Source organism: Embleya sp. NBC_00896 (genome assembly GCF_045207785.1).
Taxonomy (GTDB): Bacteria; Actinomycetota; Actinomycetes; order Streptomycetales; family Streptomycetaceae; genus Embleya.
Genome location: NZ_CP108777.1, coordinates 654,050 through 674,662, shown reverse-complemented (window position 1 = coordinate 674,662; position 20,613 = coordinate 654,050). Strand labels below are relative to the sequence as shown.

Genomic DNA, 20,613 nt, shown 5'->3' with positions numbered 1-20,613 from the left:
CTCCCTCAGAGGGAGTTCCTACCGTACCGGCGAGCGCGGACGGCCGGTGTGGCCGGTCCGCGAGGCCCGGCGTGCGAGGAGACGTTCATGACGGCATTCATCCTGGTGTCGGATACCTACACCGGCGGTTGGATATGGCGGGAAGTGGCCGCCCGACTGCGGGAGTCGGGGGCCGAGGCGTATCCGACGACGCTCACCGGCATGGGTGACCGTCGCCGTCCGGCGGGGCCCGAAACCGACCTGGAGACGCATATCCGGGATCTGGTGCGGCTGATCGACGACGTGGAAGCGGCGGAGGTGGTGCTCGTCGGTCACGGCTACGGCATCCACCCCGTGCTCGGCGCCGCCGACCGACGCCCGGAGCGGATCGCCCGGATCGTCCACCTGGACGCGGGCCTGCCCCGGGACGGCGACCCGGCCCTGACGCTGCTGCCCGATCAGGCGCTCCGCGACCGGCTGCTGCGGGCCGAGCGCCCCGCACCGGCCGAGGACGACTGGCGGATCCCGCCGCCGGCACCGGACGAGTGGCAGCACTGGGGCAGCATCGCGGGCGTCCCAGCGGACGCGTTGGAACGGTTGGCCCGACTTGCCGCACCACAGCCGCGGGCCACGCTCACCCAGCCGCTCCGACTGACGGGCGCGGTCTCGGCCATGCCGACGACGGGGGTCCTGTGCACGGCCAACGGGTCGAGCATCGCCATGGTCGAGGCGTTGGTGGGAATGGGGGATCCGCGCCTGCGGGCGCTCATCGATCCCCGGGTGAGCTTCTTCGAACTCGACACCGGGCACTGGCCGATGCTCTCCGCGCCCGACGAACTGGCCGAGGTGCTACGCCGAGCAGCCGCGGGAGAAGGGCACCGACTGGCCGCGACGGTGGGCGAACGGCCCAGGCATCTTGGGCCCTTCCTCATCATCGATGTGCCGGAGTCGCCGCGTGAGCGGGTGGGCCGGGTCGATCTCTACCCGCCCGATGCCGACCGCCCTCGTCCGGCGGTGGTGTTCGTCCACGGCGGCCCGGTTCCCGCCGAGGTGCGGCCGACGCCGCGGGATTGGCCGACCTACGTCGGCTACGGCCGATACGTGGCGGGGCTGGGAGCGGTCGGCGTGACCGTGGACCACCGGCTGCACGATCTCGCCGACTACGGGCGTGCCGCCGAGGACGTCGCCGAGGCGGTCGAGCTGGTACGGGCCGATCCGCGCGTGGACGGGGAGCGCGTCGCGCTGTGGTTCTTCTCCGGTGGCGGGTTGCTGTCGGCGGATTGGCTCGCGGCGCCCCCGCCGTGGCTGCGGTGTGTGGCGGCGACCTATCCCGTGCTCGCGCCGTTGCCGAACTGGGGGCTCGGCGATTCCCGGTTCCGGCCCGCGGTCGCGGTGCGTACGGCGGGGCGGCTGCCGATCGTGGTGACCCGGGTGGGGCTGGAGCGCGCGGAGATCGCGGTGACGGTCGAGGAGTTCCTGGCCGCCGCCGAGGACTCCGGGGCCGACGTCGAGGTGGTCGACGTACCGCTCGGCCGGCACGGGTTCGAGGCGATCGACCACACCGAGCAGGCGCGTCACGCCGTGGACCGCGCGGTGCGATCGGTGCTGGGGCATCTGCGGAGCTGAGGCATCCCGGGACGTGCCGAAGCCGGGCCGGCCGAGGCTCGGCTTCGGCTTCGGCGCTTGACAGCAATCGGTTAGAGGTCCATTCTCAAGTTAGAGGGTGTAACAAACACAACAAGCCATAACAGCGAAGGATCGTGATGATCGTGAACGCGAACAACACCGGCCTCGACCGGGCCACCGAGATCGTCCTCCCGGGCATCGTCGAGCCGTCGGGCCTGGAGGTCCGGGTGCGCCCCGTACCGGAGCCGGGCCCGGGAGAGGTCCTGCTGGCCGTCGAGGCCTCGGGTGTCTCGTTCGCCGAGCAGCAGATGCGTCGCGGCAAGTACTACGACCAGCCGTCGTTCCCGTTCGTCCCCGGCTACGACCTGGTCGGTACCGTCCTGCGGGCCGGACCCCGCGTCGATGCCGCGCTCGTCGGCCGCCGATTCGCCGCCCTGACCAAGGTGGGCGGCTGGGCCAGTCACGTCGTGCTCAAGGCCGCGGACCTGGTCGAGGTACCCGAGGGCGTCGACCCGGCCGAAGCGGAGACCGTCGTCGTCAACGGGATCACCGCGTGGCAGATGCTCCACCGCCTGGCCAAGATCCGCAGCGGACAGACCATCCTCGTCCACGGCGCCAACGGCGGAGTGGGGTCGACCCTGGTCCAGTTGGCCACCCACGCCGGTGTCCGTGTCATCGGCACCGCCTCCCCGCGCCACCACGACGCGGTGCGCGCCCTGGGGGCCACCCCGCTGGACTACCACGCCCCCGACCTGCCCGGTCTGGTCCGCGCGCTCGCCCCGCACGGGGTCGATGCCGTCTTCGACCACGTCGGCGGCGAGGGGATCGTCGACTCGTTCCGACTCCTCGCCCGCGGCGGCACGCTCGTCTCCTACGGGACCGCCGCCACCAAGAACGAGCCCGGTTCCTCGAAGCTCCCGGTGCTCAAGCTGGTGGCCCGACTCCTGGCGTGGAACCTGCTGCCCAACGGTCGGCACACCCACTTCTTCAACATCTGGGCCGGCCGGCGCCGCCCGGAGACCTTCCGAGCCCGCCTGCGCTCCGACCTGACCGACGTCCTTGACCTGCTCGCCGACGGCGCGATCACCGCGCAGGTGGCGGCCCGCATCCCGCTGAGCCGAGCCGGCGACGCGATGGAGCTGGCCGAATCGGGCACCGTCACCGGCAAGGTCGTGCTCGTGCCGGACTCCGAGCACTAGCCGGTCTTCGGGCCCGATTGGCGGGGGCCGACGGCGGTCGGACGATGGAAGGCAGCGGCCTCGCCCGGGGGCGCGAAGACGCGGCCCGACGTCACGACGACGCGTCACGCCGGAGGGTGCCGAGGTCGAGCCTGGGTGCGACGGCCACGATGCCCGCGCCGAGCGCCACACACAGGGGCGAGTACAGCCACAGGTTCCAATGCGTGTGCACCTCCGTGGTGCCCGAGTTGAGCAGGGGGCCGCCCAGGCCCCGCAGGAGCAGCGTCGCGGCCAGCCCCCACGTACCGAGCCGGTACACCCACGGCGGACCGATCTCGGGGGCCAACCGCGCGCTCGCGAGCGGCAGATAGCCGGAGACGACGAGGCCCGAACCGACCAGGAAGCTGAGCGGTGCGGGCACCCTCGCCGATTCGGAGCCCAGGAGATGGCTCGCCCATTCGTCCTCGGACGAGAACGGCCACGGCGTGAACTCCCACACCATGTGCTGGACACCGATCGCCGCTAATACCGCGCCGACCGAAACCCCGACCACCTTGCGCCACATGCGAAGACATCTCCTTCGATCACGATCCGACCCGATCCGACCCGACCCGACCCGATGTCGCGCCGCCGATGTCGACGCCTTCGACGCTAGGGAAACGGACCGGAACGGACGATCGCGCAGACACCACAACCGTGGTGCGCGATCGCGTACTTACCGGGTGGTGCGGGCACTCGCCGGGCGGCTCGTATGATCGTCGGCATGACTCTGCGGATCATCTACGCGGAGGACGACTACCTCGTTCGGGAAGGCGTCGCCGCCCTGCTCGGACACGTCGACGGGCTCGACGTGGTCGCCACCGCGACCGATCTTCCCGAGCTCCTGACCGCGGTCGCGGAGCATCTGCCCGACGCGGTGCTGACCGACATCCGCATGCCGCCCACGCACACCGACGAGGGTGTCCGCGCGGCCCGGCTCATCCGCGACGCCCACCCGGGCATCGGGGTCGTCGTGCTGTCCCAGCACGTCGAGGCCGCCTACGCCCGCGATCTGCTCGCCGCCGGTGCCGAGGGGCTCGGCTATCTGCTGAAGGAACGCGTCGGTCACGTCGACCACCTGCTGCGCGCCCTCCAGGACGTGGCACGCGGCGGCACGGTGCTCGACCCGCGGGTCGTGGCGACGCTGCTCGCCGAGCGGCGCGCCACCGCCGACTCGACCCTCGACCGGCTGACGCCGCGCGAGCGCGAGGTGCTCGCGCTGATGGCCGAGGGACTCAACAACGCGCACATCGCGACCACGCTCACCGTGTCCTTGCGTGCCGTCGAGAAGCACATCAACGCGGTCTTCGCGAAACTCGGCGTCGTCGGCGAGGCCGCGGTGCACCAGCGGGTCAAGGCGGTGCTCGCCTTCCTCGACGACGAGGGCAGGCTCTCATCGGACTGACCGGACCGGGCCCGTGGTGGGCCCACGTCCTGTGGCTCGGGACGGTGGTCTGCGCCGGCGCGAACGCCTTTCTCGCCGTCCTCAACCGGGGCACCGGGCACGGGCCGGGTCTGGCGTACACGCTCGGCGCGTCCCTCCTCGCCGTGACCTTCTCGGCGGTGGGCGCGCTCGTGGCCGAGCGACTGCGTGCCAACCCCATGGGGCCGCTGCTGTGCGGGCTCGGCGTGGCGGTCGCGGCGACGAGCCTGTTCCAGGGCTATGCGCTGTACACGACCCGGACTCGACCCGGGGCGTTGCCGTGGGGCGACACGGCCGGGTGGGTGGGACTGTGGATGTGGGTCCTCGCCGTGGTGCCCGCCGGGACGTTCCTGCCGCTGTTGTTCCCCGACGGCCGGCTGTCGTCACCGCGCCGACGCCTGGTGGGCCGGCTCGCGGTGTTCGACGTGGTCGTCGCGACCGTGTGCGTCGCCGCGGTGGCGCGCGGCGCGTCGCCGGTCGAGCTCGAACCGGCCGTGGACACCACCGCCGACCTCGTGCTTCTGGGCGTCGCGGGCGGCCTGTTCGCGGTGGTGGCGGCGGCGTCGGTGGCGGCCGGCGTGGTGCGCGGCCGGCGGGCGGTCGGCGATGAGCGGCAACAGCTCAAGTGGTTCGGCTTCGCCGTCGCGATCGCGGCCGCGGCCGTGCTCGCGCAGTTCCTCCCGCCGACCGGGCAGCCTCGGCCGTGGCGCGCCTGCCTGCTGTTCCTGACCGCGGGCGTGCCGGTGGCGATCGGCATCGCGATCTTCCGGTACCGGCTGTACGACATCGACGCGGTCATCCGCCGAACGTTCGTGTACACGGTGCTCGCCGCGTTCGTCACCGCCGTGTACCTCGCGGTGGTGGTCGGCGCGGGCGCGCTCGTCGGGGCGCGCACCGGGGACGGTCTGTGGCTTCCGCTCGCCGCCATGGCGGTCACGGCGGTCGGCTTCAGCGGGGTGCGCACGCGGGCGCGGCGGCTGGCCGATCGGCTCGTCCACGGCAGGCGTGCCACCCCCTACGAGGCGCTGGCACGGCTGTCCGAGCAATTGGCGGGGCGCGTCGCGCTCGCCGACTTCCTGCCGACCCTGGCGCGGGCGCTCGCCGAGGCCACGGGGGCGGCCCGGGCGGACGTATGGATGCGCGTCGGCGACCGGCTCCGACTCGCCGCGTCGCACCCGCCGTCCGATGCGGCGCGCGAACCGCCTTTCCACGGCGTGGGTGTGGGTATCGGTGCCGGTGCCGGTGTCGGCGACCGGTCGACCGCCGAGGCCCTGGCCCGGGCGTTCGGGGCCCACGCCGCCGCCGAAGTGCACGGGCCCGCGGGCCCGCTCGGCGTGATCGCACTGACCAAGCCGCCCGGTGTGCCGGCGACGGACATGGACGCCAAGCTCGTCGCCGACCTCGCCACGCATGCCACGATCGCGTTCCGCGACGCCGCCCGCGAGGCCGAACTACGCGAATCACGCCGCCGCATCGTCGCCGCTCAGGACGCCGAACGCCGACGCCTGGAACGCGACGTGCACGACGGCGCCCAGCAGCAGATCGTCGCGCTCGCCGTCAAGAGCCGGCTGGCCGGTCTGCTCGTCGACGGCGACCCGGAGCGAGCCCGCACGCTCTTGGACGAACTCGCGGCCGACGCCGAATCGGCCCTGGAGACCCTGCGCGACCTCGCCCGCGGCATCTTCCCCGCGGTCCTGGCCGACAAGGGCCTCGTGCCCGCGCTGCGCGCCCACGTCGCCAAGACGCCATCACCGACGCAGGCGCGGATCGAGGCGACCGGGCCGACCCGGCGCCATCCACCGGAGGTGGAGGCCGCCGTCTACTACTGCTGCCTGGAAGCCCTCCAGAACGCGGCCAAGCACGCGCCCGGCGTGCCGCCCCGGGTACGGATCGACGCCACCGCCGACGGCGTCGGGTTCGCCGTGGCGGACGCGGGCCCCGGGTTCGATCCGCGGGTTCGCGCCGAAACCGGCACGGGCCTGCGCAACATGCGCGACCGCTTCGAGGCGGTCGGTGGCGTCCTCACGATCACGTCGACGCCGGGCCACGGCACCCTCGTCGCCGGGCACGTTCCGTCCCCCGGTCGCCGCCACGATCCTCACGCCTAGGGGGTCTGCGGCGTTCCGGCCTGGTGCTCAGGCGGGCGTCGGCGCGTGCTCGGGGCTGTCGGGGGCGGGCAACGTTGTGTCCGGTGCCGACAGCGCGGGGGCGATTTCCAGGACGACGTCGGCGAAGGCTCGCACGCGTTGGTCGGCATCATCGCGCGTGCGCCACACCAGGCCGTGCTCGACGGGGGGCATGTCGGGGACTCGGGCGAAGTGGATGTCCGGCCGTTGGTACAGCAGGGGCAGCTGTCCGTCGCCGGGCACGATGGCCCGACCGGCCGCGACCAGCGCGAGCGCCTCGGCGTACGTGGTACACGGCTCGCGATGCCTGCCGATCGGCCGCCCACCGGGCGTCCGCCGGGGGAGGTGGAAGTCGGCCCAAGCGGCGGGGACGGAAGCGGCCAGGTCGACGAACGTCTCGCCCGCGAGGTCCTCGAACGAGATCACATCGCGCCCCGCGAGGCGGTGGTTCGTCGCCAGGCACATGTATCTGGCGCCGCGCGTGACCACCGCGCCGACGGTCAGATCCGGTTCGTCTACGGGCAGCGCGGTCAGCAGCAGGTCGGCGGTGCCGTCGCGCAACTGCGCCACGTGATGGTGCAGCTGGGTCTCGACGACGCGCACGCCGCAGTCCGGGTTCCGCAGCTCGAACACCTCGCGGGCGGCGAACAGGAAGCGTCCGGCCTGGGCGCCCATGAACCCGACGGTTAGCGTGCCGGTGATGCCGCGCCCGGCCAGTTCGGCGCGGTCCATCGCCAGCTTGATGCCCTCGTACAGCGGCAGCAGGTCGTCGCGCAGGTCGCGCCCGACGGAGGTGAGTTCGACGCGGCGACTCGTGCGTTCGAACAGGGCGACGCCGAGGCGGCGCTCGATCTTCTTGACCGTCGTGCTGATCAGGGCGGTGGAGACGTAAAGGCGCGTGGCGGTGCGACCGAAATGCAGTTCCTCACAAAGCGTCAGGAATATCTCCATCTCGGAGCGTTCCAACATCTCGTCCATTCCTTGGGATCCATCAAGCGACGTAGATGATCCTGCCTCATCGTTCACGCCAGTTGAACGATGGGGGATCGGGAACGAATGAAGGGGGAGTCGCCCTCGGTGGTGTCCGAACCCGGTGCGAACACCTGCGCTCCGTGAGGCCCGCACGTCCGCGCTCGATGTCGCGGGCCGACCCGAGGATCGGCCGGTCGTTGGGGGCGTGATGGAGCAGGTCCTGGTTCCCCGTACGGAGTGGTGACGGTCGGGCAGATTGGGGCGGGTCACATCGGTCCCACGACGCTCAGCCGGGTACAACAGTAAACATGGCCGACAATTTCGGCCGATTCCGGGGCGCATCGGTTCAGTCACCGTCCGACAGGCGCCAGCGAAGCGTTGCCGGGCAGGTCTTCGTCCTGCAAGTGGCCGTCGTGGTTTTGCTCGTGGCCGGCGCGGTGCTCGCGCTCGTGCTGCAGTCCCGTCACGACAGCGACAGGGAGGCCCGGAATCGGGCCGTAGCCGTCACGCAGACCTTCGCCCACTCCCCCGGGGTCGTGGCGGCGTTGCGTTCACCCGACCCGTCAGCCGTGCTGCAACCGCTGACCGAGGCGGCGCGCAGGGCTGCCGGCGTCGACTTCATCGTGGTGACCGACACCGAGGGGATCCGCTACACGCACCCCAGGCCCGAGCTGATCGGAAAGCCCGTCGTCGCGAATATCGAACCGGCGCTGGCCGGGCACGTCCTCGTCGAGAGCGTCGACGGCCCGCTCGGCCGCGAGGTACAGGCGGTGGGGCCCATCGTAGGCCCCGAGGGCGCGGTGGAGGGCGTGGTCATCTCCGGCCTCAAGGTCAAGAACGTGACCGGCGTGGTCGACCGGCAACTGCCGATCATCCTCGCCACCAGCGCGGCCGCGCTCGCCCTGGCCACCGGCGGGACGGCGCTGGTGACCAGGCGGCTGCGGCGGCAGACCCACGGGTTGGGCCCGGCCGAGATGACCCGCATGTACGAGCACCACGACTCGGTGCTGCACTCGGTCCGCGAAGGCGTCCTCATCGTCGGCGACGACACCCGACTGCTGCTGGCGAACGACGAGGCCAAGCGGCTCCTCGACCTCCCGCCCGACGCCGAGGGCCGGCGGATCGCGGACCTCCCCGGCCTGGACCCCGGCACGGCGGAGCTGCTCGCCTCCGGCCGCGTGGTCACGGACGAGGTGCACTACGCCGGAGATCGGTTGCTGGCGGTCAACCAGCGACCCACGGACCGTCGCGGCGGGGCTCGGAGCGCGGTCGCGACCATCCGTGATTCGACGGAGTTGATGGCGCTCTCCGGTCGGGCGGAGGTGGCGGGCCGGCGCCTCAAGCTCCTGTACGACGCCGGCGGGGGCATCGGCACGACCCTCGACATGGTGCACACGGCCGAGGAGCTCGCCGACGTCGCGGTCCCGCGTTTCGCCGACTTCGTCACCGTCGACCTGGCCGCCACGGTCCTGGACGGAGGGGAGCCGATCGGCACCGGCGCGAACATGCGCCGCGTCGCCGTCAGCGGCATCCGGGACGACCACCCCCTGTACCCGCTCGGCACGCTGATCGACTTCGTCCCCTCGACACCGCAGGCGCGCGGACTCGTCGGCGGCGGGTCGGAGGTGCTGGCCGATCTGTCCGCCGCGCCCGGCTGGCACGCCCAGGACCGGGAGCGCGCGGGAGAAACCGTCGAGTACGGCATCCATTCCCTCATCACGGTCCCCGTCAAGTCGCGCGGTGCCGTGCTGGGCATGGCCAACTTCTGGCGGATGGAAAAGCCCGAACCGTTCGACGAGGAGGATCTGTCCCTCGCCGAGGAACTGGTCACCCGCGCCGCGGTCAGCATCGACAACGCCCGCCGCTACACCCGTGAACACGCCTTGGCGGTGGCCCTGCAACGCAGCCTGCTGCCGCGTGCCCTGCCCGAGCAGAGCGCGCTCGACGTCGCCCACCGCTACCTGCCGGCCCAGTCCGGGGTGAGCGGCGACTGGTTCGACGTGATCCCGCTCTCGGGCTGTCGGGTGGCGCTGGTCGTCGGTGACGTCGTCGGCCACGGACTGCACGCGGCCGCCACCATGGGGCGGCTGCGCACCGCGGTGCACAACTTCGCCACGCTCGACCTGGCGCCCGACGAACTGCTGAGCCACCTGGACGACCTGGTCGGCCGGATCGACCAGGACGAGGCGGATCCGGACGTCGGGGCGGGCATCATCGGCGCCACCTGCCTGTACGCGGTCTACGACCCGGTCTCCCGCAGCTGTGTCATGGCCCGGGCGGGGCACCCGCTGCCCGCGCTGGTCCACCCCGACGGCAGCGTGGAGTTCCCCGACCTTCCCGCCGGGCCGCCGCTGGGCCTGGGCGGCATGCCGTTCGAGACCATCGAGCTGGAGCCGGCCGAGGGCAGCCTGCTCGTCCTGTACACCGACGGGCTGATCGAGGACCGCAGCCGTGACCTCGACGTCGGGATGGAGCTGCTGCGCCAGGCCCTGGCGCACGCCGGCCGGTCGCCGGAGGAGAGCTGCCGGGCGGTCCTGGACGCGCTCCTGCCCGAGCGCCCCAAGGACGATGTGGCGCTGCTCATCGCCCGCACCCGCACTCTGGCGGCCGACCGCGTCGCCGAATGGGACGTGCCCTCCGATCCCGCCGCCGTCGCCGTGATGCGCGAGACCGTCGCCGCGAAACTGGAGGAGTGGGGGCTGGGCGATCAGCTGTTCGGCACCGAGCTGATCCTCAGCGAGCTGATCACCAACGCCATCCGCTACGGATCCGAGCCGATCCGGGTGCGGCTGTTGCGCGACCGGAGCCTGATCTGCGAAGTGGCGGACGGCAGCAGCACCGCACCCCACCTGCGGTACGCGGCCACGATGGACGAGGGCGGCCGAGGTCTGTTCCTCGTCGCGCAGATCGCCGCGCGCTGGGGCACGCGGTACATCCCCGAGGGCAAGGTCATCTGGGCGGAGCAACTCCTGTCCGACTCCGCCGACATGCAGGCGGTAATAAGCATTGATATGGATGATTGACCCGATATGGGCGGGTGTGCCGGCGCCTGGTTTCGACGCGGTCAGCCGGGACGGAGGGCCGCTCATGATTCTGCCGCCCCACCGGACTCGGCGCCGGTGGTGACGCCCATGCCGGCGGCGTCTACGCCTCGGGTCGGAGGGCGTCGGGGGGCGTGTTCGGCTCACCAGGATCGGGGTCGGCCGGAGTCGACCGTCGCTGCAAACCGAGCTGAACCGCACCCAGCACCACTCTGGCGATCACTCCCACCGCGACCAGGTTCACGGTCATCTGGATCATCGTCACGATCCGCGCGGTCTCGGTCCGGGGCGTGATGTCGCCGAAGCCGACGGTCGAGAAGACGGTGAGGGTGAAGTACAGGGCGTCGGTACGGGTCAACGATTCCGTGAAGGATTCCGCCCGGTCCCTGGCGATCAGGAAGTATGTCGCAGCGAAGAGCAGCAGGAGGAAGGGAACGGAGACGGACAGGGCTTCGAAGGCGCGCAATCGTGGCCGGTCGGAGCCGGCGATGGAATTGATCTGCCAGACCACCATGGCCGCGAACGCGACGAGCCCGGCGACAAGCCCGGCAGCGGTGGCGCCGTCGAGACCGCGGTCGAGCGGCAACGTGTAGTACGCAACCATGAGTAGGACCGACATCAGTGAGCCGCGCAGCAGCCCGAGCAGCAGATAGCGGCGCTCGACCGGGTCCGTGTCGGCGAATCGCATCATGAAGTGGGCCGCGGTCGGCCGAGTCCCACCGAGACTCGCACGCGTTCCTCGGCCCGCACGAGCAGTGCCGGCCCTGGATCCTCGACCGGCTCGTCCGATGTCAAGATTCGCCTCCTCGAGGTCACTGTAGCCCGATCACGTGCGATATCGGGGCGAATCGGTTCGTGTCGTGCGTCGACCCGCGCCGTTTGCCGCGGTCGACGCCTCCGGCTCGGACGAAGGGCCGACGCCGGGCTCGAAGGCCCGTCCGCGGGCAAGCGGTTGCGCCGCGAGACCGAGGAGGAGTGCGCCGCCCGGCGACGATCCCGGTGCTCAGTCGAACAACGATTCCTGGACGTCGACGGGCAGTTCGGGCATGAACTCCGGCTCGATCGGAGGCGGGACCGAACCGGCGGCCCGGACGAGGTCTTCCAGCGAGGACCATCGGCCGGCCGCCACGCCCGCGGAGACGACGGTATGGAACAGCCGCATCATCGCGTCCGTGTCCCATGACAGCGATCGGTCGGGCGGGATCTCGATGCCCGCGAGCCGGAGTCGGGCATCGAAGCCCAGGGGAGTGGCCGTCGGCTGCACGATGGCGGCCAACGCCATGACGTCCAGGAGCGGGCAGGATGCCAACCGCGGGCAGTACGGCCGCTGTTCCCAGACCAGCGTCTTCTCGATGAAACCGTGGGTGGCGACGAGGGCGTGGGGCTCCTCGCGGCCGACGCGTCGCTCGACCTCGGCGAACGCCGCGGCAAGGGAACCGGCGGCGGGCTCGGGAACGGGGGTCTTGACCGGTGGCGGAGGCGGAGTCCCGGGCTCGGGCGGAACGACGGCGTTGTGCACACTCCACGCGGTGACCTCGGTGGCCCCGCGACGGGCGAGGGCGTTCAACTCGACGGGTTCGGGCCGATGACCACTCCGGGTCTCCAGCCGCAGCCGCAGCCCGACGAAACACACATCCGACATCGCGCTCGTGTCTCTTGCCACCCCCGGAGTGTAGACACCCGGACCACGGACCCGCCGACCACCTCGACACCCGCGTGGCGCCGACGACGGCGAGCACCCTTCAGGTCGGCGTCGGCCGACGCCGACGAACTTCGCTGACGGCCCGCGGCCTCATGGCGTTTCCTCGGATTGCTGCTCGACCTTGCGGATGAAAACCAGCCAGTCGTCGTCGGGATCCTCCACGCGGTCGAGTGCCCAGAGCTCATCCCGGACGCGGAAGGTGTCACCTGGTTCCAGGGTGTACCGGCGCTCCTCGCCGTCCTCGACCACAAGTCGGACGGTGAGGGGATGTCCGGGACGCGCGTCCACGTCAATCACGCCGAAGAAAGCGATGTCAGTCTGCGTCGGCCTTCCGCGGCTGATAATGATCTCGACAGTCATTCGTCCAGTCCGGGGTGTAGTACGGCGGAAGGCCGATCTTGACCTGTATCGCCGTCGGGTGTTGGCACAAGATCCGCCAAACGTACCCTGGCAGCGCTCACCGGCCGGCACGTGTCATGCCCCGGTTGGCGGCCGAACTCGACGCCACCGCCGCGCAGATCGCGCTCGCGTGGCTCCTGGACCACTCGCCGGTCGTCCTGCCGATCCCGGGCACTGCCCGGGTCGACCATTCGGAGGGGAACCTCGCCGCGGCACACCTCCGCTTGACCCCGGCCCACTGCGACCGCCTCGACCGGCTGTCCGAGCACGCGTAGAGCCATCGGACCGTCGCGCCGGACGGCGATGCCGTACCGCCACGACCCCGCGCTGCGCCGGCCGCGTCAGCCGACGGTCGCCGCCATGCGCTCCACCGCGTCCGCGACGTGTTCCGGCGAGGTGCCCAGATTGAAGCGGGCGAATCCGCGCCCGGGCGGACCGAACCCCAAGCCCGACGCGAGCGCCACCTTGCCACGCCGCAGGAACGCCTCGGCCGGGTCGTCGCCCAGACCCAGCGCACGACAGTCCAACCACGCGAGGTACGTCGCGCGCGGCGGAACGTATCCCACCTCGGGCAACCGCTCCGCGAGCAGCTTGCCCAAGAGCAGCCGGTTGGCGTCCAGGCCCGCGAGCAGTTCCGAAAGCCACCCCTCGCCTTCGGTGAACGCCTTCTCCGAGGCGAGTACGCCGAAGAGCCCGGCACCCACACTGATTTCCGGGTGGATCGCCGCGACGTCGGCCCGCGCCTCCTCGCCCGGCACGGCGAGCGCCGCTTTGAGGCCCGCCAGGTTCCACGCCTTCGAGGCCGAGCACAGCGTGATCGACCGCGCGGCGGCCGTCGCGTCGAGCGACCCGAACGGCGTGTGCCTCGCCTCCGGATACGTGAGCGGGGCGTGGATCTCGTCCACGACGACCCGCACGTCGTACCGGTCGGCCAAAGCCGCGACGGCGGCCAGTTCGTCGGGAGTGAACACGACGCCGGTCGGGTTGTGGGGGCTGCACAACAAATAGGCGTCGGCGCCGGCGGCGAAGTCGCGCTCCAACCGGTCGAGATCGAGACGGAAGCCGTCCGGACCGAAGGCGAGCGGGCTCTCCACCGCCTCGCGGCCGATCCGGGGGATCCAGTAGAAGAACGGCGGGTATCCCGGCGTGTTCACCACGACGCGAGCACCCGGCTCGGTGACCAGACTCAGGGCCTCGACGATGCCCGCCATCACATCCGGTACCAGGCGCATGGCGGCGGGATCGGATCGCCAGCCGTAGCGGCGCTCGGCGAATCCGGCGAAGGCCTCCGGAAGACCTCCCGCCAGGGCGTACCCGGTGTCACCCAGCCGAATCGCCTCGATCAACGCCTCGGCGATCGCCGGCGCCGGCGAGGTGTCCATCTCGGCCACCCACATCGGCAGGACGTCGGGCTCGTACTCCCGCCATTTGAAGCTGCGCCGCCGCCGCAACGCGTCGAGGTCGTACGTCGTCAGCGGGTTGCCGACACCGATGTTCTCCCAGGAGGTCATAGCCGGCTGCCTTTCACGTTGAGCACCGGGGGAGCAGACCCCTGGATCATGCTCGCTCACGCGTCGGGTCCAGGACAAGGAAGATTCGGCGGGGCACCGCGTCGGCGAACTCAAGCCCGGTGGCGATCGCCCGACTGCCCGCTCCCCGCCGACTGCCCGCTTCTCCCCGAATGCCCGCTCGTCCCCGACTGCCCGCTCCCCGCCGGCGGCGCCGAACGGCCGCCCAGGCTCCGCGTTCCCGTGTGTCGCTGAATCAGCAGGCTCCCCAGAGCGGTGCGCCGGTGCAGTACCGCCCGTCCGGCGCGAACCGTGGTGATCAGACCGGCGCCGCGCAGCGCGGTGGCGTGGGTCGAAGCGGTGGCGGCGCTGACACCCAGCCGCCGGGCGAGATCGCCGGTGGTGTGCTCCTCCGCGAGCAGGAACAACACGTCGACGCGGGTCCGCCCCAGCACTCCGGCCAGCGCGTCCTCCGCGCTGCCCGCCGCGCCCACCCCGTCCGGCGACAGCGGCAGGCCCGGACCGGCCGGGTAGGTCACGACCAAGGGGCGATCCGGCACGAGGGAGACGAGCGGATGGCCGGTCCAGTGGAAGGTGGGCAGGAGCACCATCCCCCGACCGCGCGGCTTGATGTCCCACTCCCCGCCGGGGCCGTCGATCTCCCAGACGTCCTCGCGCAGCCGGGTGCCGGGGACGAGCGCGGTGAGTGCGGCGCCGATGCCGTGCTCGGCCACGGTCAGCGCGTGGCGGGTGAACTCCGCCCGGTGCAGGTCCTGTACCAGGGGCCATACGGGGCCCAGGACCGTGTCGAAGGCCGCGTGTTGCGCGCGGCGCAGGAGCTGCCAGGCGTCGGCGTCACCCCGGTGCAGGTCGCGGATCCACAGCGGAGTCGGGGCCGGGTGCCCGGCGTATACCCGCTCGATCTCGGAGCGGACCAGGTCCGGATCCGAAGTTCGGACCGTGTCCAGTCCCTCCTTCAGCGAGTCGCTGATCGAGTCGATGAAGTTGGGAGCCGTAACCCCGGGGACCAGGTCCCCCAGCGGCTGGACGGCATCCGGCAAAGAGCGGAGCAACCGCCGTCTCCAGCGACCGAAGAGCAGCTCGTCGTCGGGGCGGACCATCCGCATGAGGGCCGTGTTCAGCTCTTGCAACGGGACCGGCCGGGGCGCGAACCGGACTCGCCCGAGATCGGCGGCCGTGAAATGGATCCGGATCACTACTCTCCCCGGCGGCGCCGCGCCATCGTTTCGGGCAGGGCCTAAACCATCGCGTGTGCTCCCTGCCGGAGGCCAGCATTCAGGTCATGCCCCTTCATTCACACAGGGGCCGCCCGAGGGCGCAAGGACCGAGGTCACAGAGACACAAAGGGAGAGCCATGTCGCGCAGGAACGTCGGCGCTGACGACCGTGCCGCCGCACTGGACCGGCGGACCGTCGCCAAGTCGGTGGTGCTGGCCGCCACGCTGCTGGTCGCGGGGAGCGGCGCCGCGCACGCACAACCCGCGAACGCCGCGAAGGCGCAGCCCGCGGACGACTTCGTCGTGCGGTTGCCCGCGCCGACCGGCCCGCACCAGGTCGGGGTGACCATGCTGCATCTGGTCGATCGGCACAGGCGCGACCCGTGGGACGGCGCCATCCCCGTCCGGGAGTTGATGGTCACGGTGTTCTACCCCGCGCGCACCGTCCGCGGATACCCCATCGCACCGCAGATGACCCCCGCGGCGGCGGAGGGGTTCAAGGCCTTCGACCCCGTCTATTGGCACCGGGAGTTGCCGACGAGCGGCGTGGACTGGGCCGCCACGATGACCCACTCGCACACGGGCGCGCCCGCGCAGGCGATCCGGCGGCCGGTGCTGCTGTACACCCCGGGCGGCAGCGACCCGCGCACCATCGGCACCGGCGTGGCCGAGGAGCTGGCCGGCCGCGGCTACGTGGTGGTGACCATCGACCATCCCGGGGAACCCGGGGCGGTCGAGTTCCCCGACGGCAGGATCAGAGAGTACGGATTGCCGGGAACCCCAGAGGACCCGCGGATCTTCCGCACGATGATCGACACCCGACTCGCGGACGTACGGTTCGTCCTCGACGAGCTGACGGCACTGGCGGCCGGCCGGAATCCCGACGCGGAAGCACGGGCCCTGCCCGCGCACCTCGGCCGCGCCCTGGACCTGCGCCGGGTGGGCATCTACGGCCACTCGGCAGGCGGGACGGCCGCGGCCCAGGCCCTGTACGAGGACCGGCGCATCGCCGCGGCGGTCAACCTGGAGGGCTACCTGGACTACCCGCCGACCCGACCGGGCGAGGAGGGCGAACTGCTGCCGATTGCCCGGCACGGGACGGACCGGCCGATGCTGCTGCTCGGGACGGACGGCTTCCGCAACGCGCGGCTCGATCGCTCCTGGTCGACCATGCTCGGCCGGCCGGGAGGACACACCCACCGGCAGTGGATCGACGACGCCACGCACTGGGTCTTCACCGACTACGCCGCCATGGCGCCCCACCTGCAGGCCGCCGGGCTGATGACCGCCGAGAACCGGATCAAGCTGATCGGCGCCATCGACCCGGCGATATCGGTGCCGACGGTGCGCGCGCGGGTGCACTCGTTCTTCGCCCGGCATCTGCCTTCACACTGAGGCCGGCGACCCGTCCCACACGCCTGGGCGTCGAGCCCGCCCAGGCGCCGGCGACCCCCACGCGGCCGGAGTGGCCCACCACCGGAGCACAGGCTCAGGTGCCGAGGACGAACTCGCGTACGGCCGAACCGATTTCGTGGGGCGTCCTTACGAGAAAGTCGCGGGATGCGTACCTTTCGCCATTCGCGCTATTCGCGTCAGCCGCGCGGCGCGAGCACCGTGCCGAACATGCCGCTCGCGCCGTGACCGCACCGGTTCAGCGCGTTCCGAGTTTCCGGGAGGGGTTACGGCGACACGATGCGTTCGACTGCGGCGGTGATGAGGTGTTCGCGGTCGGCTTCGGAGAACACGCCCGGGAGGGTGAGTTGTTCGACGATGAGCCAGTTGAATGCCAGGTACAACAGGCGGACTGCGGTGGCGTCGCCGGGGAGGCCGGATTCCTCGTGGTAGGCCACGTTGGCGTCGACGTCGGCGCGGACGCGTTCGGTCAGGACCGCGCGCAGTTCGGGGCGGCGGGTGGCTTCCAGGCGGAGTTCGAGCAGCGCCAGATAGCCGGTGCGGAAGGCGCTGACTCGGCCGACCAGTTCGCGCATCAGCATCGCGTAGGTCTCCCGGTCCGGGGAGCTCTCCCGGTGCCGTGCGAGCGTCGCCTCGTCGGGCTGGAGCCGCTCGTAGACCCGGGCGCCGGCCTGGGTGAGCAGGTCGTCGCGGTTGGAGAAGTAGTTGGAGGCGGTGCCGACGGGGACGGCGGCCTCGATGTCCACGGCTCGGAAGGTCAGGCCTCGCGCGCCCTGCTCGGCCAGGACCTCGATGGCGGCATCGATCAGGGCTGCCCGTCGCTCGTCGTTCCTGCGCACCATTGATACAACTCCAGATGTAGTACTACGTTTGCACCGCTGTTATCATAGTACTACGAATGAAGTTGTCTGTGTGTAAAAGTACTACGTCGGTATTACCACCGACGGCTACATCGCGGTCCGGCGCGGATGTTGTGGGCGCCCCAGCGGATGCGGAAGGCGTCGCTGCGGGCGCGGATGCCCCGTCGCGCGTCGAGGGGGGCATCCGCGGGTCGGCTCAGTTGTCCAGGCGGCGCTTGCTGAGCCAGGCGACCATCTCGGGGTCGCGGTGGTCGAAGAAGAGGGTGGTGCCGGTGTCGAGGGTGGCGATCCGGGCCATCTGGTCGTGGGTGAGCTCGAAGTCGAAGACATCGAGGTTCTGCGCCATTCGCTCGGGGCGGACCGACTTGGGGATCGTGACGATGTCGCGCTGGACGAGCCAGCGGAGCACGACCTGCGCTGCGGATTTACCGTGCGCTGCGCCGATCTCGCTCAGGACGGGGTGGGTGAACAGGTTGTTCTTGCCTTCGGCGAAGCCGCCCCAGGACTGGTGTTGGACGCCGTGCTCGCGCATGAGCTGCTGGTCGGCGGTGCGCTGGAAGAACGGGTGCGTCTCGATCTGGTTGACCGCGGGGGTGACCTCGTTGTTGAGGATGAGGTCGAGAAGGCGGTCGGGGTGGAAGTTGGCCACGCCGATGGCCTGGGCGAGGCCCTCGCGGTTCACGGCCTCCATGGCCCGCCATTGCCCGTAGACGTCGCCGTAGGGCTGGTGCATCAGGTACAGGTCGAGGTGATCAAGGCCCAGCTTGTTCAAGGAAGTCTCGAACGCCCGCCGGGTGTTCTCCTGCGCGGGCGCGTCCTGGATCCACAGCTTGGTGGTGACGAACAGTTCCTTGCGCGCGATGCCGCTGTTCTTGATGGCGCGGCCGACGGCCTCCTCGTTCCCGTAGGCGGCGGCGGTGTCGAGCAGGCGGTAGCCGGCGGCGAGGGCTTCGGTGACGGCCTGTTCGGTCTGCTCGGGCGGGATCTGGTAGACGCCGAAGCCGAGGATCGGCATCTGCACGCCGTTGTTCAGGGTGACGTTGTGCATGGGATCTTCCCTTGGTCGCGAACGTGTGCGGGGGGGGTGAAGGTGTGCGAGGGCGCGGTGCGCTCCAACTCTCGCCCGATCGCCTCGCGACCGCCCGCCGTGACGCGCGGTCACGGGCGGCAAGACCGCACCCGTCCAGGGGTGCGGCCAAGAGTCGGCTCGGCGGCCGTCGGCCTCACCGGCCGTGCGAAAGCGCCGAGAACCACCCTCGCGCCTTTGCCCCATCAGCGGCAGGCCGGGCCGTTCGGGGGTGACGACAGGGCCCCCATCGCGCCGTCGGACCGGTCGGCGCGGTGTGACACTGAAGCCATGGCACACGAGCGCACGACCGGTGACAGCCGGGGCACGGAGCTGGGCCGATTCCTGCGCGCCCGCCGCACCCAGACCACGCCCGACACCACGACGCCCTGCTCCTGCTGGACATGACCGCCGGTGGGCCGCTTCGGCGTCGAGCCGAGCCTTCTGCGCGCCGGCGGGACTGACGTGCAGACCCGTCCACCTCGCCCAGCGGACCCTCCCGCTCGGCCTCGGCGATCCGGGCGATGAGGTTGTCCCGGATCTCGACGAGTCGCCCCGCGCTGTTCCGGCTCCGGCCGCGGCATTCGGCGTGTCGAGTCTTTCAGGGCAGGAGGAGAATGCGGCCGAGTTGGGACCGGTCTTCGAGTAGCCGGTGTGCTGCGGCGGCTTCGGTAAGGGGGAGGCGGGCGTGTACGGCCGTGCGCAGTCGTCCGGTCGTCAAGTAGTCGGCTGCCTCGGTCATTTCTTGGCGGGCCTGCTCCGGGTCGGCCGCGCGCCAGGCGAGGAGGGAGAATCCGGTCACGGACTTCAGGGCGAGGAATTCTAAGCTCTGCTGTTCGACGTGCGTCGGCCGACGGTGGGTTGGAATTCGGGCATGCCAAGGTTGGTGGCGGTGTGTTTGGCGGTACGGCTACGGAGATGGCCCCGCCGCTGCACGAGCGTCCGTGCGCGGTTGCGTAGTGATCTTCAAGGCGACGTGAAAGCTACATCGTGTTCACGGGTTCTTTAATCCTTCTGCTCGGTAAATGCAGAGGGTATGCAGGGAATAGTCCAGGCTGATTTTGCAATGGGGTGCTGGTTGATGCAAAATCGCACTTGGGATTTTGCAATGAGATGAATGTGACTGCATACTGGCTCCCGGTCTGCGGCCCCTCGGCGTGGGCGGGGGACACGACGGCGGGAGGCGGGCGGCGATGCCGGGCGGCAGGCTGACTCACGAGGAACGGCGGCGTATCGCCGACGGGTTGGCCGAAGGACTCACCTACTCCCGGATGGCAGCGGACCTGGACCGCCCGGTCTCCACCGTCACGAGGGAGGTCGCCCGCAACGGCGGAGCCGGCGGCTACCGAGCCGACCAGGCACACCAACTCGGGCAGCCTCACCTCCGCCGAACTGGTCCAGCGCCTACAGGTCAGCCCCGCGTCGGTGTCCAAAGCCGTCGGCTACCTCGAGGTACAGAACCTGATCCGGCGCGAACGCGACCCGCACCGGCGGGCTGAGCACTACGTCATCGACCACGACGTGTGGTTCGAAGCCATGCTCGCCAGCGCCCGGGCGACTGCCGAGGTGGCCGACGCGGTCCGCGACGGCGCCCGGACCCTGGGCACGGCCACCCCGGCCGGGGCCCGACTGGCGGACCTGAGCGAGTTTCTCGGCCACGTCGGCCGCGACCTCGAGGACGCCGCCCGGCGCTGGCGACGGGTGGTGTCCCCCGGTCCCGCACCGGACCCCGGCGACGGCCCGGCCTGACCGACCTCGGACCCGGCACACCGCGGGCCACGTAGCGTCGTCTGCTCATGGCGCAGCTCGACCATCGCTCGGCGTCGCCGGGGCCGTCGAGCCCGATCCTGAGCCAGTCGGCCCCCGCGGCCACGCGTTCCTCATGTCGATCCCTCCGATCGTCGAAGTGTCCGCGTCCAGTGTCGCGTTCGGCACCGTATCGCCGTTCGTCGGGATTCGTCGGAGACCGGTGGCGACCGGTGGCGACCGCGTCCGGGAAGCGCTGCGGTGGGGATGTATGGATTGTGTATGGCCGGACGAGCGG

Annotated in this window: 16 protein-coding genes and 2 pseudogenes; 8 read left to right on the top strand and 10 right to left on the bottom strand. The window is 71.1% G+C overall.

Going from position 1 to position 20,613, the window contains the following annotated elements:
* Positions 1-87 precede the first annotated feature (87 nt).
* Together OG928_RS36275 and OG928_RS36270 are read left to right on the top strand one after the other, a co-directional pair.
* Positions 88-1,605, top strand: coding sequence for an alpha/beta fold hydrolase (locus tag OG928_RS36275; RefSeq protein WP_331766249.1), 1,518 nt, complete (start codon positions 88-90; stop codon positions 1,603-1,605).
* A 137-nt stretch (positions 1,606-1,742) separates the two neighbouring features.
* Entirely contained in the window at positions 1,743-2,804 is a 1,062-nt protein-coding gene (locus OG928_RS36270; protein ID WP_331766248.1) for a medium chain dehydrogenase/reductase family protein, read from the top strand.
* Positions 2,805-2,895: 91 nt separating this feature from the next.
* Here the strand turns inward: OG928_RS36270 and OG928_RS36265 are convergent, their stop codons facing one another.
* Entirely contained in the window at positions 2,896-3,348 is a 453-nt protein-coding gene (locus OG928_RS36265) for a DUF3995 domain-containing protein (RefSeq protein WP_331766247.1), read from the bottom strand.
* Positions 3,349-3,546: 198 nt separating this feature from the next.
* On the opposite strand from OG928_RS36265, the gene OG928_RS36260 reads away from it, so the two are divergent.
* On the top strand, positions 3,547-4,227 hold the full coding sequence (locus OG928_RS36260; RefSeq protein WP_331766246.1) for a response regulator transcription factor: 681 nt from the start codon (positions 3,547-3,549) through the stop codon (positions 4,225-4,227).
* A gap of 44 nt (positions 4,228-4,271) precedes the next feature.
* Positions 4,272-6,353, top strand: coding sequence for a sensor histidine kinase (locus tag OG928_RS36255; protein WP_331766245.1), 2,082 nt, complete (start codon positions 4,272-4,274; stop codon positions 6,351-6,353).
* 27 nt (positions 6,354-6,380) lie between these two features.
* On the opposite strand, the gene OG928_RS36250 is transcribed toward OG928_RS36255, so the two are convergent.
* Complete coding sequence (locus OG928_RS36250; RefSeq protein ID WP_331766244.1) at positions 6,381-7,349, bottom strand: LysR family transcriptional regulator; 969 nt, start codon at positions 7,347-7,349, stop codon at positions 6,381-6,383.
* Between the two features lie 302 nt (positions 7,350-7,651).
* Here OG928_RS36250 and OG928_RS36245 point away from each other — a divergent pair, with 302 nt between their 5' ends.
* Positions 7,652-10,366 (top strand): SpoIIE family protein phosphatase, encoded by a 2,715-nt coding sequence (locus OG928_RS36245; RefSeq protein ID WP_331766243.1) that lies wholly within the window; start codon positions 7,652-7,654, stop codon positions 10,364-10,366.
* A 121-nt stretch (positions 10,367-10,487) separates the two neighbouring features.
* Here the strand turns inward: OG928_RS36245 and OG928_RS36240 are convergent, their stop codons facing one another.
* From OG928_RS36240 to OG928_RS36230, 3 genes are all read right to left on the bottom strand, one after another.
* Complete coding sequence (locus OG928_RS36240) at positions 10,488-11,075, bottom strand: potassium channel family protein (RefSeq protein WP_331766242.1); 588 nt, start codon at positions 11,073-11,075, stop codon at positions 10,488-10,490.
* 312 nt (positions 11,076-11,387) lie between these two features.
* The gene (locus OG928_RS36235; protein ID WP_406291541.1) at positions 11,388-12,047 is read right to left on the bottom strand and encodes a hypothetical protein; all 660 of its coding nucleotides are present in this window, start codon (positions 12,045-12,047) and stop codon (positions 11,388-11,390) included.
* A 129-nt stretch (positions 12,048-12,176) separates the two neighbouring features.
* Positions 12,177-12,446: a DUF6406 domain-containing protein gene (locus OG928_RS36230; RefSeq protein WP_331766240.1), complete on the bottom strand. Its 270-nt coding sequence runs from the start codon at positions 12,444-12,446 to the stop codon at positions 12,177-12,179.
* Between the two features lie 125 nt (positions 12,447-12,571).
* Between OG928_RS36230 and OG928_RS36225 the strand changes: the two are divergent.
* Positions 12,572-12,760: pseudogene (locus tag OG928_RS36225) on the top strand (aldo/keto reductase); the annotation flags it as partial.
* Between the two features lie 66 nt (positions 12,761-12,826).
* Here the strand turns inward: OG928_RS36225 and OG928_RS36220 are convergent.
* Positions 12,827-13,996 carry an aminotransferase class I/II-fold pyridoxal phosphate-dependent enzyme gene (locus tag OG928_RS36220; RefSeq protein ID WP_331766239.1) on the bottom strand — a complete coding sequence of 390 codons (1,170 nt, stop codon included), beginning with the start codon at positions 13,994-13,996 and terminating at the stop codon, positions 12,827-12,829.
* Positions 13,997-14,106: 110 nt separating this feature from the next.
* Positions 14,107-15,210, bottom strand: coding sequence for a winged helix-turn-helix domain-containing protein (locus OG928_RS36215; RefSeq protein WP_331766238.1), 1,104 nt, complete (start codon positions 15,208-15,210; stop codon positions 14,107-14,109).
* A 158-nt stretch (positions 15,211-15,368) separates the two neighbouring features.
* On the opposite strand from OG928_RS36215, the gene OG928_RS36210 reads away from it, so the two are divergent.
* Positions 15,369-16,625, top strand: a complete 1,257-nt coding sequence (locus OG928_RS36210) for an alpha/beta hydrolase (RefSeq protein WP_331766237.1) — start codon at positions 15,369-15,371, stop codon at positions 16,623-16,625.
* A 284-nt stretch (positions 16,626-16,909) separates the two neighbouring features.
* Here OG928_RS36210 and OG928_RS36205 read toward each other — a convergent pair whose 3' ends face one another.
* The 3 genes from OG928_RS36205 to OG928_RS36195 all read right to left on the bottom strand — a co-directional run bounded on the left by OG928_RS36205 (position 16,910) and on the right by OG928_RS36195 (position 19,371).
* Positions 16,910-17,485 carry a TetR family transcriptional regulator gene (locus OG928_RS36205; RefSeq protein WP_331766236.1) on the bottom strand — a complete coding sequence of 192 codons (576 nt, stop codon included), beginning with the start codon at positions 17,483-17,485 and terminating at the stop codon, positions 16,910-16,912.
* A gap of 214 nt (positions 17,486-17,699) precedes the next feature.
* A complete protein-coding gene (locus OG928_RS36200) occupies positions 17,700-18,551 on the bottom strand; it encodes an aldo/keto reductase (RefSeq protein ID WP_331766235.1) in 852 nt (283 codons plus the stop codon).
* Between the two features lie 619 nt (positions 18,552-19,170).
* Positions 19,171-19,371 carry a zinc-binding dehydrogenase gene (locus OG928_RS36195; protein ID WP_331766234.1) on the bottom strand — a complete coding sequence of 67 codons (201 nt, stop codon included), beginning with the start codon at positions 19,369-19,371 and terminating at the stop codon, positions 19,171-19,173.
* A gap of 391 nt (positions 19,372-19,762) precedes the next feature.
* Between OG928_RS36195 and OG928_RS36190 the strand changes: the two are divergent.
* Positions 19,763-20,318, top strand: a pseudogene (locus OG928_RS36190) (helix-turn-helix domain-containing protein).
* The last annotated feature ends 295 nt before the right edge of the window (positions 20,319-20,613 follow it).